The sequence below is a fragment of the SAR324 cluster bacterium genome, from assembly GCA_015232315.1.
Taxonomy (GTDB): Bacteria; SAR324; SAR324; order SAR324; family NAC60-12; genus JADFZZ01.
Map to the genome: position 1 here is coordinate 33,918 of JADFZZ010000030.1, position 15,923 is coordinate 49,840.

At 47.6% G+C, this 15,923-nt stretch carries 10 protein-coding genes; 3 read left to right on the forward strand and 7 right to left on the reverse strand.

Features of this window, described 5'->3' with window-relative positions:
• Positions 1 to 32: 32 nt before the first annotated feature.
• From HQM11_16705 to HQM11_16735, 7 genes are all read right to left on the reverse strand, one after another.
• The gene (locus HQM11_16705) at positions 33 to 458 is read right to left on the reverse strand and encodes a response regulator (GenBank protein ID MBF0352675.1); all 426 of its coding nucleotides are present in this window, start codon (positions 456 to 458) and stop codon (positions 33 to 35) included.
• Positions 439 to 3,591, reverse strand: a complete 3,153-nt coding sequence (locus HQM11_16710) for a response regulator (protein MBF0352676.1) — start codon at positions 3,589 to 3,591, stop codon at positions 439 to 441. Before HQM11_16710 ends, HQM11_16705 begins: the two co-directional genes overlap by 20 nt.
• 156 nt (positions 3,592 to 3,747) lie before the next feature.
• Positions 3,748 to 6,402, reverse strand: coding sequence for a response regulator (locus HQM11_16715; GenBank protein ID MBF0352677.1), 2,655 nt, complete (start codon positions 6,400 to 6,402; stop codon positions 3,748 to 3,750).
• Between the two features lie 84 nt (positions 6,403 to 6,486).
• Positions 6,487 to 6,903, reverse strand: a complete 417-nt coding sequence (locus HQM11_16720; GenBank protein MBF0352678.1) for a hypothetical protein — start codon at positions 6,901 to 6,903, stop codon at positions 6,487 to 6,489.
• 120 nt (positions 6,904 to 7,023) lie between these two features.
• Entirely contained in the window at positions 7,024 to 8,355 is a 1,332-nt protein-coding gene (locus HQM11_16725) for a PAS domain S-box protein (protein MBF0352679.1), read from the reverse strand.
• Positions 8,352 to 8,735, reverse strand: coding sequence for a hypothetical protein (locus tag HQM11_16730; GenBank protein ID MBF0352680.1), 384 nt, complete (start codon positions 8,733 to 8,735; stop codon positions 8,352 to 8,354). Before HQM11_16730 ends, HQM11_16725 begins: the two co-directional genes overlap by 4 nt.
• Positions 8,736 to 8,838: 103 nt before the next feature.
• On the reverse strand, positions 8,839 to 11,574 hold the full coding sequence (locus HQM11_16735) for a PAS domain S-box protein (protein ID MBF0352681.1): 2,736 nt from the start codon (positions 11,572 to 11,574) through the stop codon (positions 8,839 to 8,841).
• 168 nt (positions 11,575 to 11,742) lie between these two features.
• Here HQM11_16735 and HQM11_16740 point away from each other — a divergent pair, with 168 nt between their 5' ends.
• The 3 genes from HQM11_16740 to HQM11_16750 all read left to right on the forward strand — a co-directional run bounded on the left by HQM11_16740 (position 11,743) and on the right by HQM11_16750 (position 15,802).
• Positions 11,743 to 12,846 (forward strand): DUF2817 domain-containing protein, encoded by a 1,104-nt coding sequence (locus HQM11_16740; protein ID MBF0352682.1) that lies wholly within the window; start codon positions 11,743 to 11,745, stop codon positions 12,844 to 12,846.
• A gap of 330 nt (positions 12,847 to 13,176) precedes the next feature.
• Positions 13,177 to 15,069, forward strand: coding sequence for an aminotransferase class I/II-fold pyridoxal phosphate-dependent enzyme (locus HQM11_16745; GenBank protein ID MBF0352683.1), 1,893 nt, complete (start codon positions 13,177 to 13,179; stop codon positions 15,067 to 15,069).
• Positions 15,056 to 15,802 carry a hypothetical protein gene (locus HQM11_16750; protein ID MBF0352684.1) on the forward strand — a complete coding sequence of 249 codons (747 nt, stop codon included), beginning with the start codon at positions 15,056 to 15,058 and terminating at the stop codon, positions 15,800 to 15,802. The genes HQM11_16745 and HQM11_16750 overlap by 14 nt, the downstream gene beginning before the upstream one ends.
• The last annotated feature ends 121 nt before the right edge of the window (positions 15,803 to 15,923 follow it).

Sequence of the window (15,923 nt, forward strand, 5' to 3'; positions counted from 1 at the left end):
TACGATTTTTATAAAACTTTTGCCATTCCTTATCAGGATTCATGGTGTCCCTGAGGGTGATTTTTATAATACTCAGCGGTATGACCAAGAATCGCCGCGATTTTTTCCCGGGTAGCAGGTTTGACAATGCAGTCCTCACAGCCATGTTTGGAAGAATCGGCCCCCTTTTTATGGTAGTTTGTGATCATCGTAATCATGATGATTCTGATTTTCTGAGCCGTTAAGTTTGAATAGTTTTCCCATTCCCGAATGTAACTCATCAACTGTTTGCCATTCATGCCGGGCATATCAATGTCCAGTGTCATCAGTTGGTAGGGTTGTCCTTTGGCATGTGCCAGATGAAACCCCTGGATGGCTTCCAGGGCATCGGAAAACACATCACAGGTTCCATAAGGACCAAGCAGAGCCCTCAAAGATTCACGAGCCACCAGACTGTCATCAACGATCATTATTTTCATGATATTCCTCTTGATTGAAATAGGTTTCCAGTTCTTGTTTCTGGCTTATCAGTCGCGAAATCAGAACATCCGCTCCATCAAATTTGCCGGAATTTCCAAGTTTTTCGAGTTCATAGGCTGTTTCCGTCATGGCATGGGCCGCAAGGATGCTGGCTGAGCCTTTGAGGGAGTGGGCTTCACGGCCCAGAAGTTCACTGTTTTTTTGTAAAACAGCATTTTTCATACGTTCAAACTGCTGTTCAGTGAGGACCAGAAATTTGGACATAATGTTTTTCCAGAGTTTCACATCGCCGTCAAACCGCTCCAGAGCCTCCTCATAAATCATGGGAGGCGCTTTGCTCACCGGTGAAGTTGCCGGCGCAACCGTCTCATTTTCTGTTGTTCCAGACGTTGCCTGAAGACCATGATCTTTTGGCCTCTCAGGAGCTGATGGCAACCATTTGCTGAACACTTCAAGAATGCGTTGACGGCTGAAAGGTTTTTCGAGAAAGTCATCCATCCCCGCGTCAAGGCAGGCATCCCTGTCACTTTTAGCACTGCTTGCTGAAAGCGCGACAATCGGAATACGCAATCCGGACAACTCTTCCATTTCCCGGATTTTCCGGGTTGCGGTCAAGCCATCCATCACAGGCATGTTCACATCCATCAGAATCAGATCAAACAGGTCTTGCCGCAACAGAGTCAACACCTGTTCACCATTTTCCGCCAGCGTGACCTCACAGCCGAGACGCTTCAGACTCGCCATGATCACTTCCTGATTGGTGGGGTAATCTTCGGCCAGCAGAATTTTTCCCTGAAATTGTGAAGCAGCGCTCCCGGTTATGGATCCTTTGTCTGAAGCTGTTTTTCGCGTTTCTTTCGCAAGGGTCAGCCAGACGGTGAACCAGAAGGTGCTTCCCCGACCCGGTTGACTTTGCACACCAATCTCTCCCTGCATCAGCGTCACCAGTTCTCTGGAAATGGTTGTCCCCAGTCCGGTTCCGCCAAATTTTCGGCTGATACTGCTGTCTGCCTGAGAAAAACTATCAAAAATTGTCTGTAAATGTTCTTCCGCAATACCAATTCCTGTATCCTGAATGGCAAAATACAGTTGGACCTGATCCCCTTTCTGTTCCTGTTTCCGCAGAGTGAGGGAGATGCTTCCGGAGGCGGTAAATTTGACGGCATTGCCGAGCAGATTTGTCAGGATCTGGCGCAAGCGTGAGGCATCACCCACCAGCGTTTCCGGCAAATCCGGAGCAATGTCACGGTGAAACCGCAGTTTTTTTTCTTCTATCCGGGGCATCAGGAGTTCCGTGAGTTCCTGAATAAAGGGTTGCAGAGGGAAGGGATTGAGTGCCAGTTCAAACTTGCCGGCGGCAATTTTCGCGTGATCCAGCAGGCTGTTGATGAGTTCCAGGAGAATGACGGATTCTTTCTGAATATAGCGGGTGTAGGCATGACAGTCCGCGGTGGTGTCCGCGGTCAGCACAAGGTCCGAGAAGCCGATGATCCCTGTCAGGGGGGTTCTCATTTCATGCGACATTTTGGCAATAAAATCGGACTTGGCCTGATTGGCCTGCTCTGCCAGATTTTTGGCATTTTGCAGGGTGATCTCGATCACTTTATGCAGAGTGATGTCTTCCAGGCCAATATCCACCGCAAGGACCTTCCCATTCTGATCCAGACAGGAATAATAAAACAACTGATACTGGCGTTCTCCCAACGTTGGATGTTGAAACTGAACTTCGCGGGGCAACTGCTGGATATTCTGTTCAAACAGGGCGGCTTGTTCAAACAGGATGTGAAAACATTGTTGCCATTGTTGTTGCTGGTCCGGGGAAGAAAACAGGATTTCCTCAACCGGTTTTCCCTCCAGATCATTCCGGCCGAGATACCGCACACACTGCGTTGAATAATCATGGGTGATCCTTCCAGTAGAATCCACTTTCACCAGCCCCTGGTGGGTATGTTTGAGAATTTCACTGAATCTCCGGTCAGTTTCCAATAACCGGGATGAAGAATCTTTGAACACTCGTTGCCATAACTCAGGCAACCGGTTGACAATTGCCATGAATACGCCCCGGTCAACTTGCAAAACATGGCAGGGAGTCAGGGTTCGCACCGTAGCTGAAGCGTATATTTCTTCTCTCAAGCAGGACATTTCGCCCACAGAACCGCCTGCGGTCCGATGCGCGACCAGTTCGTCGTTGACCAGAATTTCCAACTCACCGGATTCAATGAAATAAACGTTATCCGCAGGTTGGTCCTGCCTGAGCAGGATGGTGTGAGGCGGCACCGCCATTTCAGTCATGCTCTCGGTGAGAGTGATGAGATCAAACGAACTGAGTTCACTGAACAGCGGCAGTTTTTTAAGCAGTGCAATCCGGCCCTGTCTTTTATGGATGGATTGAAGGTCTCGCTCCTTGCTGATTTTGATAAAATTTGACAGATTTTCACCATAACGACTGGTCATACGTATCAAGGTGTCCATCAGTTCCTGATCCAGAAAATTCACTTCAGACGCAAAACGATTCAACACTGTTTCCATAGCGTTCTGAATGTCCGGGGGGATGGCATTCCATTGTTTGAGCACCTGCCGATGGTGTTCCAGTTCCTCAGCGATTTTCAGGCGACTTCGACGCTCCTGAACCAACTCGATCTCATCCCGTTCCACACGATGTTCCAGACGCTGAATCAGCTTTTCACGTTCGTCCGTGAGTTGTTTGAGTTCGAGATACATGGCTTTCATCTGGAGCGTCAACCGCCTTTTTTCCAGGGCGTTCGCAATGGAAAACAACAGTTGACTGGGATGATCCAGCGGTTTGAGCAGAAAATCAGAGATGTGAGCTTCGAGCAGCAATCGATTTGCTTCTTTAAAATCACCATGACCGGTCAACACGATGAAGGCTGTGTCTGGATTGATCTGGCGAATATTGTCAATCAAGGCACTGCCTGTCATACGAGGCATCCTCAAATCCACAATGATCAAATCAAAGGGTGTTTTTAAAAATTTTTCCAAACCATCCACCCCATCGATGGCCGAATCCACGTCATGCGGCGTCTGTTTCAGAATCTCCAGCAACAGTTTGCGAATATACGGGTCATCATCCACGATGAGAATTTTTTGATTTGCGGTTGTGTCAGGAGTCATTTCTGCCTCGATGGTGTTGTTGCAAAAAGCTATGAGTCATGGTGCGTGTCTGATCTGTTTGCAGGATCATTTCGGGCGACCCGCCGGTCGCCCAAACGGTTTTCCGCAATGATGTAGGGGCGACCCGCCGGTCGCCCTAAATCCATATCACAATCCTCAATTTTTCAAGGGGATATTCAACACAAAGGCTGTTCCCTGCTGCGGTTCGGTTTCAACCTCAAGCGAACCGCCCAATTCTTCAATCATCGCTTTCACCGCATCCATTCCCACACCACGTCCTGAAACATCGGTTACCTTCGAGGCGGTGCTGAATCCCGGTAAAAACAGGATTTTCCAGGCAACCTGACGGTCAATCCATTGCTGAAGCAGAGAGGAATCAAGACCCGGATGAGAGCGTGCCTTTTGAATCACTTTATCCAGATCAATTCCCTGCCCGTCATCTGCTATTTTAAGGATCAGGTTGTTCTCCACCCTGGAAATTCCGAAGGTGATGTAACCCCATTCGGATTTGTCCCGTCGGGAGCGTATATCGGGTGTTTCAATTCCGTGGTCCATCGAGTTCCGCAGTAAATGTATCAGTGGTGCTTCGAGTTTTTCAAACAACTCATGGATGATTGCTACCGGTTCGGTTTCATGAATGCGGAATTTCACCAGTTTGCCTAACTGTTGACTCAATTTCGCGATTTCATCAGGCCAGTGTTGAGTCAGTTTTTTCACAGGAACCAGATCCACCTGATTCACAATCTGCCAGACTTTCGGGTTTTTTTCCTGCTGAAGACTCTCTTTCAGCAGAGCAAACTGTTCCCGTGAAAAGACAATCCCCATCATTCTGCGTTTCACCTCTGGTTTCATGGTATCCAGAAGGGCATGCGCATACTGCATTTGTGCGTCCAGTTGGTTAAGGCCCTCTTCCAGTTGTGTTTTGGCAGATGGTGGATCCAGATCGTTCCGGTTGTCACGACGCAAGGCATCTTCAAGCTCATGGGTAATTTTTTTCAGGCGATCAAACAGAAAAATTCCGCTGATTCCCTTCAGCGTATGCAATTGCCGCATCAGGTCAACCCGGGCCTTGAGTGTGTCGTCGGTCGGCGTTGCTGACAAGCACTGAGCAAATTGTTGGACCGATTCAGTCGTTGCTTCCGCAAGTCGCAGAAATTGTAAAAAAGAATCAGGGTCTTCATAAATTTTTTGAACAACCGCTCTTTCTTTTTTGAGTTGCTCTCCTTCACGAGCCAGTATTCTTTCCTGAGTGACATCATCAATACCAACATCCAGGGCCACCAGTTTCTTTTCCGCATTGCGGCAGGGATAATAACTCAACCGGTATTCTCTGGACTCTCCTCCCAGAACGATGGTTGTTTCTTTGGGAAACATATCCGTGAGCATGTCAAAGCCCATCACGGTGTTTTCAAACAGAAGCGTGAAGGTGAGTCGCCATTCTTCCTGATAGCGCGGATTGTTTGGAAATAACAGGCTTTCAGCAGATTTTCCCATCAGTTGACGGGTACCCAGCAAATGGGTGCACTGAAGGGAATATTCATTGGTGACGTTTCCTGTCGGGTCGATTTTCATCAACCCCTGAGAACTATGTTGAAACAACTCGCTGGTGCGCTGATTGCTGTCAGTCAGGCGCTGGCTCATGTCACGAAAAACCTGCTGCCATAACTGCGGCAACCGGTTAACGACCTCCATAAATTCATCCCGTTCAATTTGCAGAATACGACATGGTGTCAGTGCCCTGACAGTGGCTGAGGCGTTTTCTTCGCCTCTCAGACAAGACATTTCCCCCACAGAATCCCCCGGTGTCCGATGAGCAACCAGCTCATCGTTGACCAGAATCTCCAAATCTCCGGCTTCGACAAAATAAACCTTATCCGCAGGTTGTCCCTGTGTCAGCAGAATCGTATCCGCAGGCACCTCCATTTCCCGCATTTTTTCAGTGAGGGTGATCAGTTCGAACGCATTGAGTTGACTGAACAGCGGAAGTTTTTTCAGCAGGTCGATCCGCTCCTGTCGTTTGTGAATGGATTGGAGATCCTGTTCTTTACTGATCTTGATAAATTGGGATAGATTGTTGCCATAGCGACTGGTCATGCGAATGAGGGCCCCCAGCAATTCAGGATCCAGATCATTCACCTCAGAACCAAAGCGATTCAACACGTCTTCCATCGTGTTCTGAATCTCGGCAGGAATTGAATTCCATTGATTGAGCAAGGTTCGATGCTGAGCCAGTTCCTCAGCAATCTTCAACCGTTGCTCCCGCTCATTCTTCAATTCCATCTGACCCTGTTCAACCCGAAATTCCAGTTTCTGGATCAGTTTTCCCCGCTCAATGGTGAGATCACGAACCAGCCTGTACTGTGCTTTCAATTCAAGGTTCAAGCGTCGTTTTTCAAGAGCGTTTGTGATGGAAAACAGCAATTGATTGGGATGGTCCAGTGGTTTTAACAGAAAGTCGGAAATGCCATAGTCTGTCAACAGGAGGTTTGCCTGAGTCAAATCGCCATGCCCGGTCAATACGATGAAGGCCAGATCAGGGTTGGTTTTGCGAATACTCTGAATCAGGGCGCGACCATCCATACGAGGCATTTTAAGATCGACAATCATCAGGTCATAAGGTTGTTTTTTGTCGTCAGCCTCTTTGTCCGGAGAAATAAATCGTTCTATGTATTTTTGAAACCCCTCCTCTCCATCCATGGCAGAATCCACTTCGTGCGGAGTCTGTTTCAAAATTTCCAGCAAAAGTTTACGAATAGACGGGTCATCATCCACGATCAGAAGGCTTTGACCCCTTGTTTCCTCAGAAAGCATGTTTACCTCGAAGACTGGTGAAAATAAGTATTGTTCCGGAACATCAAAAACAGGTTGTATCAGTTAAAACACCGGGCAACCTATTCACAGGTCTGTAGCGACGTGCGCATCGTGCGTCTCTACTACTAGCTTTTTCAACCAGTCCACTGCTTCTGTTTCAGAAGTGAAAAGTCTGGTGGGAATGGAATAATGTTCCATGCTGATAATAAAATTGCCAATGATCTTGCTCAGTGGTGATGAAACCAGCAACGCAAGTGCCAAAACTACTTTGGAACCCTCGTTCGCAAAATAGGATCGAGCGTCTTTGGTTATAGCTTTTATTTGCCGGAGATCGACCAGCAAGGGATATCTTTTATTGCCAAAAATAGGTACTGTTTCAATATATTTCCTTGAATCCTCTATGGTGACAACCGCCTTCGGCCTATGCGCAAAATGAATGATGCCTTGCTCTTCATCAAACCAGATTTTTCCTTGTGAGAACTCTATTGCCTTGGATTCCATATTGATTCCTGAACATTATTTTTTGTTCTTGGCCTTGTGTTGAGAGAAGGGCGACCGGCGGGTCGCCCCTACGTACGGCCTGATCATTGCGTTGTTGTACGGGCGACCGGCGGGTCGCCCCTACGGGCCCGGGCAGGGGAACGAGAGTTCAAACACGGTGCCTTGATCTTTTTTGCTGGAAACCGTGATGGTGCCCTGGTGTTCCTTCACAATGCCATAACTGATGGATAATCCCAATCCTGTTCCCTTGCCCACTTCCTTGGTGGTGAAAAACGGATCAAAAATACGGTCGATCATCTCCCTGGGGATACCACAGCCGTTGTCTTTGAAGCGGATAACAACCTCTCCGGCTCCAACCGGTTGAGGGCGATGTTCTGTCTGTATGACCACCTGAGATTCCGGATTTCCATCCAGAGCGTCGCGGGCATTGCTCAACAGATTGATAAACACCTGCTCCAGTTGTGAGGCATTGCCCATGATCTGAGGCAACCCTTCTGCCAACTCCCATTTCACTTCAATGTTGCGCAACCTGAATTGCTCATTCAATAAGGTGAAACTGCTTTCCAGAATCACAGGCAGATCAATCAGTTTCGGCGTTTGAGGACTGTGTCTGGCAAAGTTTCTCAAATGATTGATGATCTTTCGCATACGGTCGGTTTGCTGGACGAACTCTTCAAAAGTTTCATAGGCCAATTGACCGGTAAGGGCTTCCGGTCCCATCTGGAGGCGCAATTGCGAGATGTTCCGCAAATACGCCAGCGGTTGATTGAGTTCATGAGCAACCCCGGTTGCCAACTCTCCGATTGAAGCCAGTTTGGCGGACTGCACGAGTTGAGTCTGTGTTTCCTGAAGCTGTTTGTTGGTGCTCATCAACGCATCGACAAATTTTTGCAGTTTAATTTCCGCTTCTTTTCGTTGGGTAATATCCTGGGCGACACAGGCAATTGCGTGGATGTTGCCAGCGTCATCATGGATCACAGAGGCTGAAAACAACATGGGAATCTTTCTATGTTCTTTGGTCACATAGTTTATTTCCAGATTATGAATGGTATTCTGTTGGTTGAGCAGATCACCATATTCCCTGAAGAGTGTGTCCGTGTCGTCCAGAATGATGCGGAAGGACGTTCCCACCAGTTCTTTTTCCTCATAGCCCAACAGCGCCAGCGTAGCAGGATTCACGGTTTGAATGATCGCCTCTGCATTCAGGACAATCAATGTATCAACCATGGATTTAATGATGTTTTCATAATAATTTCGAGCCGCTTTCAACGAATTTGTAGAATTCATCAGTTCTTCTGCCAGCATGTTCAAGCCACCCAGGATCGCGTCCAGTTCATCACCAGCGTCAGAGACAGTGCCTCGTTGCTCCAGATTTCCGGCAGCCAACGCAATGACCAGTTCCATAATTTGAGAGATTCGTTCATCCCCTGCAAAGGATATTTGATGTTTCATTGAAGAAATTCTCCCAACCAGCGAAGAGCCTCTGTTTCAGAAGTAAACAGTCTGGTGGGAATTGGCCCCTTATCCAAACCGATAAAAAAATTACCAATCATCCTGCTCAGCGGGGATTCCACCAGTATGGCAAAGGCACTGAGATTTTTTGCGCCTTCTGAGGCCAAATAGGCTCGTGCGGCTTTATCCACAGATTTTGAATGCCTCGCATCCACCAGCAATGGCCGTTTTTTATTTCCAGTTAATTTATTTACGAGTTCCACGTTATTTCGCGCATCTTCTAATACTAACTGTGCATTGGTTTCATAAATCATTCGAACAATGCCATCTTCTCCGCGGAAGCCTTTACATTGGGATCCTCTCACAATTTCTGAGTCCATACTGTTTCCTGTTCATGTTCTGATTTGTGGGTGATCCGACCTTTTGTCGCTTATGCTGTGATGTACGGGCGACCCGCCGGTCGCCCCTACGGTTGCGGTATTATTAAGATTCATTCTGATTTGTGTTATCCCGACAGGGAAACGTCAACTCAAATTCGGAGCCTTTGCCTTCTTCGCTGGAAACCCGGATACTGCCACCATGTTCCTGAATGATGCCGTAGCTGATGGACAATCCCAAGCCGGTTCCCCGCCCAACTTCCTTGGTGGTGAAAAAGGGATCAAAAATGCTGGTTAAATTGGATTCCGGGATGCCACAACCATTATCACGGAACCGCATGAGAACCTGTCCCGGCCCCGCTGACTGAGGCTGGAACACGGACTGAATGGTTAATCGGGCCTGCTCGACGCCCTCCAGCGCATCCCGTGCGTTGCTCAGCAGATTGATAAAAACCTGTTCCAGTTGAGAAGCGTTTCCGGAAATTTCCGGTAAAGACTCAGCCAGTTCATAAATCACCTCAATATTCCGATGACGTAATTGTTCATTCAACAGGGTAAAGCTGTTTTCCAGCACAGCGTGCAGATCCACCGGTTCAAAAAATTTGGGTGACTGACGCGCAAAATCTCTCAAGTGATTGATGATCTTCCGCATCCGGTCCGTTTGATCCACAAATTCCGCAAACGTTTCATACGCCAATTCGGGAGAAAGCGCTTCAGGTCCCATCTGAATACGCAGTTGTGAAATGTTTCGCAGATAGGCCAGCGGTTGATTCAGTTCATGGGCAATGCCTGTGGCCAATTCCCCGATCGAGGCCAACTTGGCGGATTGCACCAGTTGTGATTGTGTTTCCTGGATCTGTCGATTTGCGGCCAGCAGATGTTCAATGGTTTGTCTCAAGGAGATCTCAGCCTTTTTTCGATCGGTGATGTTCTGTGCCACACAAACGATCCCATCCATCTGCCCCTCACGGTCACTCATGACAGACCCCGACAACAGCATGGGAATGCGATCCCCGGTTCTGGTTCGATACACAACTTCCAAACCTTGAATCACTTCTTTTTGAATGAGGTCCATCAGCGGCGTATGAAGAAACTGCCTGGTTTCGTATCCTTCAATGATTTCATCATGGCGTTTTCCTATCAGTTCGTTCTCGCTATAGCCCAACAGATTCAGTGTCATCGGATTCACAGTCCGGATTGTTCCATCCGGGTTGAACACAATCAGAGTGTCCATCATTGAATACAGAATGTTGTCAATATAGTTTTTCGTTGAAACAATTAGTTTTGCGGCTTCTTTGATGGCATTAATTATCTGGTTGAAGGCCATGGTCATTTGTTCGAAGTCTTCCTGTGTCGGAATATGACTTTCCAGTTCAGCATCTTGCGATTTCATTTTTTCAATAAGGCTTGTCTTGAAAAGATCTGACGGAGACTTGAACGCAAAGTTCAATATTTCATTGGATTTTTCATCGTAAACTCCCAGCAAAGATTCACTCAAACCGATGATTTCGTTCAGGGGCGTTCTCAACTGCCGGGATGTGCTGGCTAAAAACTCATCTTTGAGTTGATCAAGTTTTTGTAACTGCCTGAAGGATTCCTGTTGTGTCTCCAGAATTTTAGCTTGAACGGCCAATGTCTCCTGTTGCGCGATATATTTTTCCTTCCGATCCTGATTGATCCGGTCAGCCAACCCCAAAGAAAACAGGGTAACCTGCATGGCAGACGTTATATCAAACGCATTGTCTGTCAGAAATGATGTTGCCAGAACGCCAAATGATCTCAGCGCATAAATAATTCCACCCGCGATATTTACTGTAAACGCCATCAAATAATAACGTGCGGGCGCATAGCCTTTTTTCAGGCATAATAAGGCCGTCCAAACCAAACCGGCACTACCAGTGACATGCAACAGGAAAAGGAAAAGAATGACAATTTCTAAAGACACCATAAACATTAATCCGATTGATCCTGCAAACAGGAACATCCCGAAAATATAAACAGAATCCCACATTGGGATATAGGTTTTTGTTTTCAGAAACGAACGGGAAAACTGAGCGGCAAAGATCCCGAAAAGACTCAGAAAGAACGGAACCGCATTGTTGCCCCACCATGGATAATCAGGCCATAGATACTTGTAAGCCAAACCATCCATACTCAGTTGAAACAAACAAAATGCCAGAATGTGCAGAACATAATACAGATAGGCCAGTTCCCTGAGGCTGGCGAACAGGCTCAGATTATAGAACAGCATCACCAGGATAATTCCGTAATAGAGTCCTAATCCGTAGTTGGATTCTTCCAGATGGTTCGTCCAGGCAACGGAAGACCAGATGGTCATTGGAAGGATGATCGCTGTTTCGCTTTGAATTCGAAGATAGAACCGTTGGCTCTCTGGAAGTGGCTTATGGAGGCGAAACAAAAAAAAGCGATTCTTGAATTCCCGTTGACTAAACGGAATTATGTTCCCATTTTTAGTGATGAGCCAGTTGCCTTCAGCAGAAGGTTGATAGAGGTCAATCCTGTCAAGTCGGGGAACACCGATTTCCAGAAACCATTCTTTCTGAACCTCCACGCCATGCTGAAGGTCGAAACGCACCCAATACACAGATTTGGTAAAACTGAAACCCGGTGTTTCTTTCTGGCTCGGTTTCCAGGAAGATTCGAGTTTAGATGAACTGACATCCCCGATCGTCCATTGGCCAGCCTTGTCTTCCAGAATATCCAGATAAGGTCCCAGTGAATAATGATCTTTACCCGATTCCAGCATCACCGGAGTTGCCGCCCAGGAACAGGTGTTCCCGAACAACAATAATACAACCAGAATGACATGCCATGGGTTCATAAATCAATCCTTCATCATCCGGTGAACGTCTCGCAGTTTTTGTGCGCTGAAGCACGACAAAAAAATAAGTTGAACGTTCCTAAAAAAGCCATTGCGGGATTATTGTTCGATATGTTATGCAGATAAGCAGATTCTTGCTTTTTCTTAATCTGTTTGAGCATAAATACTATGTCCGATGAAACACTGTTTGCACAAACCTATGACACGTCCCGCGATTTATTTGTTGCAGAGGCCGGACAATATGACAATGCAAGAATTCAGGAATTCCGCACGGACCCGGAGGCCTCACTGTTGACTCATACCCTGCTGTTGCCGGCAATCACGAAGCCGCAACGGTTGCTGGTCATCACGTCCGGAATTCATGGCGTGGAAGGCTATATCGGCAGTGTGATTCAACGGCTGTTTCTTAAATCACTGGACTCATGGATTGACCGCAACACCACCGGGATATTGCTGATCCATGCAGTGAATCCCTATGGTTTCAGGCATGACCGGCGAGTCAACGCGAAAAACATTGATCTGAACCGGAATGGCTTCACCGTCTCAGGAAATTTCGATAAACACCACAATCAAGCGTATGAACAACTGCAATCCTTTCTGGAACCCCGGAAATGCTATGCGAGTTCACGCTTGTTCCGGGCACAAGCCCGCAAACAGATTGAGCATCACTCGCAAGCCACCGTGTTTCAGGCGGCGGCCGGAGGACAACATCATTCACCACAGGGAATTTTCTATGGCGGGGACTCGCAGGAACCCGAAGTGTTGCGATTGAGAGAAATCATCACCGAACACGCAAAGGATTATCCAACGGTGTTTCTGATTCATCTGCATTCAGGTTTCGGACAATGGGGGCATCTGCATCTGCTTTATCCAACTTCACCGCTGGTTCAGCATGAACTGCTGGAAACCCTGTTTGCCGGACTGTCGATCAATGACTACCTCCGGAAACACACCGCTTACGAAGTGGTGGGCAGCCTCTGTGATTTTCTGGGAGAACCGTTGCGGGCAGAAGGTAAAACATATCTTCCGGTCAGTTTTGAATATGGCACGCTCAACACCCAGACCATGGATGGTTTTATGGAAACCCTCCGTCGGATGATTGTGGAAAACCAGATTCACCATTGGGGTGCCAAAACACCTGAAATCGCAACACACGAACAGCAATTGTTTCGGGAAATGTTTTATCCGGATGATCCAGCGTGGCAACGATCCGTGATGGACCAGACACAAACCGTTTTTTCAACCGTTTTTTCCCGATTCCATCAAATTTAGGAACATCATCGTAGGGGCGACCCGCGGATCGCCCTGAAATTTGATGGTCGCATGAATCATATAAACCGTGGGCAACCAGGGCGACCCGCCGGTCGCCCCTACATAAATGGACAACCGTAGGGGCGACCCGCCGGTCGCCCTCATAATATGTCGATCACATTAAACACGTGGGCAACCAGGGCGACCCGCCGGTCGCCCCTACATAAATGGACAACCGTAGGGGCGACCCGCCGGTCGCCCTGAAATTTGCCGGTCGCATGAATCATATGTCGATCACATTAAACATATAAACCGATTGTCAGAACCTAATTTTTTTTACAGGGGAACATTATGAATCCAGCGTTGAATTCTGATATTCCAAAAGCCATCATTCTGGCAGCGGGAACAGGCAGTCGACTTAAACCATTTACAGAACATCTGCCCAAATGCCTCACGCCGCTGAATGGTGTTCCGATTCTGGTCAATGCGCTGACACAACTTTTCACCGCCGGTGTGCGTGAGACCATCATCGTGGTCGGACATCTCAAGGAAAAAATCATTGACGCCATTGGCCCCGATTTTCAGGGAATGACCATCACCTACATTGAGTCCGACGCTTATGCGAGAACCAACAATATTTATTCCCTGTGGTTGGCCAGAGAATACCTGCATGACGACATCCTGCTGCTGGAAGCTGATGTGTTTTTTGAGGGTGGACTGCTGGAAAGTCTGCTGGCCTGTTCAGGCAAAAACGCACTAGCGGTTGACCGCTATCAGCCCCATATGTCCGGAACCGTGGTGAAAACAAAGGCTGATGGAACAATAACCGGGTTGTTCACCAAAAAACAGCAGGTGTCCGGTTTTGATTATGGGAATGCCTGGAAGACCATCAACATTTCCCTGCTCCGGAAAAACTTTCTGGAAGCCATGCTGCTGCCTGACCTGGAAGATCACATCCAACAGGGAATTCATGGCGTTTATTACGAAGTTCTCCTGCAAAAAGAACAGCCCTGGAAGATCCCCGGTTCCCTGGTCGCAGTGCCCTGTGAACAGTTGCGATGGTATGAAATCGATGATGAACACGACCGGGCTATGGCCGAATATCTGTTTGCGTCACAGGAACAGCGTTATGAATTGATACAGCAACAGCATGGCGGCTTTTTCCGTTATCCGTTTGTGGATCATGCGTATCTGTATAACCTCTATTTTCCGCCGGATGATGTGATTCGCCATTTTGAAAGCCAGATGCGGGAACTGGTGCTGCATTATCCTTCCGGACAACAGGTTCTCACTGAATTGATGGGCGGCTATCTCGACACTTCGCCGGAACATCTGCTGGTTTGCAATGGCACCTCAGAGATCATCAGGGTTCTGGGACGAAAGCTCTGCCGGAAAATGATTGTTCCTGTGCCGTCGTTCAATGAATATCTCAATGCACCGCAACCCGAAAAAGTCATCCCGTTTAAATTGAGAGCGCCTGACTTTCAGTTGAACGTACAGGAATTTTTTCAGGCGATTGAGGCCTCAGAAGCAGATCTGGCAATTCTGGTCAATCCCAACAATCCGACCTCGCAAAGCATTCCCAAAGAGTCGCTTGTCTGGCTGTTGGACCAGCTTCAAACCACAAACTGTCAGTTGGTGGTTGATGAATCATTCATGGATTTTGTGGATGATCCACCGCATGTTTCAGTGGCGGATCTTCTTGAAAAATATCCGTGGCTTTCCATTTTGAAAAGCCTGAGCAAGTCTTATGGCATATGCGGTTTGCGGCTGGGATATTTCATGACGGCCAACCCCTTGCTGATGCAGGAACTTCACAAGGAAGTGAGCATCTGGAACATCAATGGCTTTGCGGAAGCATTTTTGCGAATTTTGCCCCGATACCGTGAGGACTTTGAAGAAAGTGTCAGAAAAGTTCGTGCGGACAGGGATGACCTGTATGAAGCACTAGGCAAAATTCCCGGAGCTTCTGTGCTGAGGCCCCAGGCCAACTATATCTTCTGTCATTTTTCTCAGGAGAACATGATGGCTAAAGACCTCGCCCGCATGATGTTCGTCCAGCATAATATTCTGATCAAATCCTGCGCGGAAAAAATGTCTGACCCGGCCCATGAATATTACCGCATTGCCTGCCGGACTCATCAGGAAAATCAACGGTTGGTTGAGGCGCTGACTCAATGTCTGCAACTCAAAAATTCCATGCTTCAAACCACCAGCCCCAAGGATCTTCATGCCTCGCTCTGAAAAAACCATCACACGCGAAGTGCCGACGAGTTCTCTGACCAAAGAACAATTTGATGCCATCTGGTCGGTTTATGCCCCCTATCACGAACGCGACCGTGCTGAATTTGAACGCACCTTGTGTCTCAATCACAAAGTGTTGATGTTTCATGACGCTCAGACTGAAGCTCTTCAGGGATTTCTGGCCGTGAGCGTGTTTGATGTGCAGGAGGAGGAGCGTTCGTTTGTTATTTTATATTTTGGCACACTGGTGATCCATTCCGGTTTTCGGGGACAGAACATTGTGCAGAACATGGTATTGCGGGAATACCTGGGAATTCGGCGACGTTACGGCTTCAGAAAGATCTATTTCATTTTTTCCAGCCTGAGCTACATGAGTTATCTGGCGATGTCACACACTTTTCTGGAATACTGGCCCCGGAGAGAACAGCCAACCCCGCAATATGCTCAGGAGGTGCTGACGTATCTGATCGAACAGATCTTCAAAGGGAAATATGACCCGAGCGGAGTGAGTCAGGGAACCGGACAAAAACGGGTCACCGATCAAAAAGTAACAGGAACAGAAACGAACCTTGATCCACAGCTCGCATTTTATCTCAAAAACAACCCCGGCCATCAGCATGGCGATTGTCTGATGTGCTTCATTCCGCTCTACGAACTGAATATTCTGACCTTGATCTTCAAACGACACGTGCAGCGACCCTTGAAAAAGTTGTATAAAAACCTGTTTCAATAAGGCACGGCAAAAGAATAACTGACCACAGTTTTTTAACACACACCCCTTGTCCAGGTCTGTAGCGACGTGCGAATCGCGCGTCGCTACGCATGCCCGGCAGGAAATGTTTTATGAAAAGTAC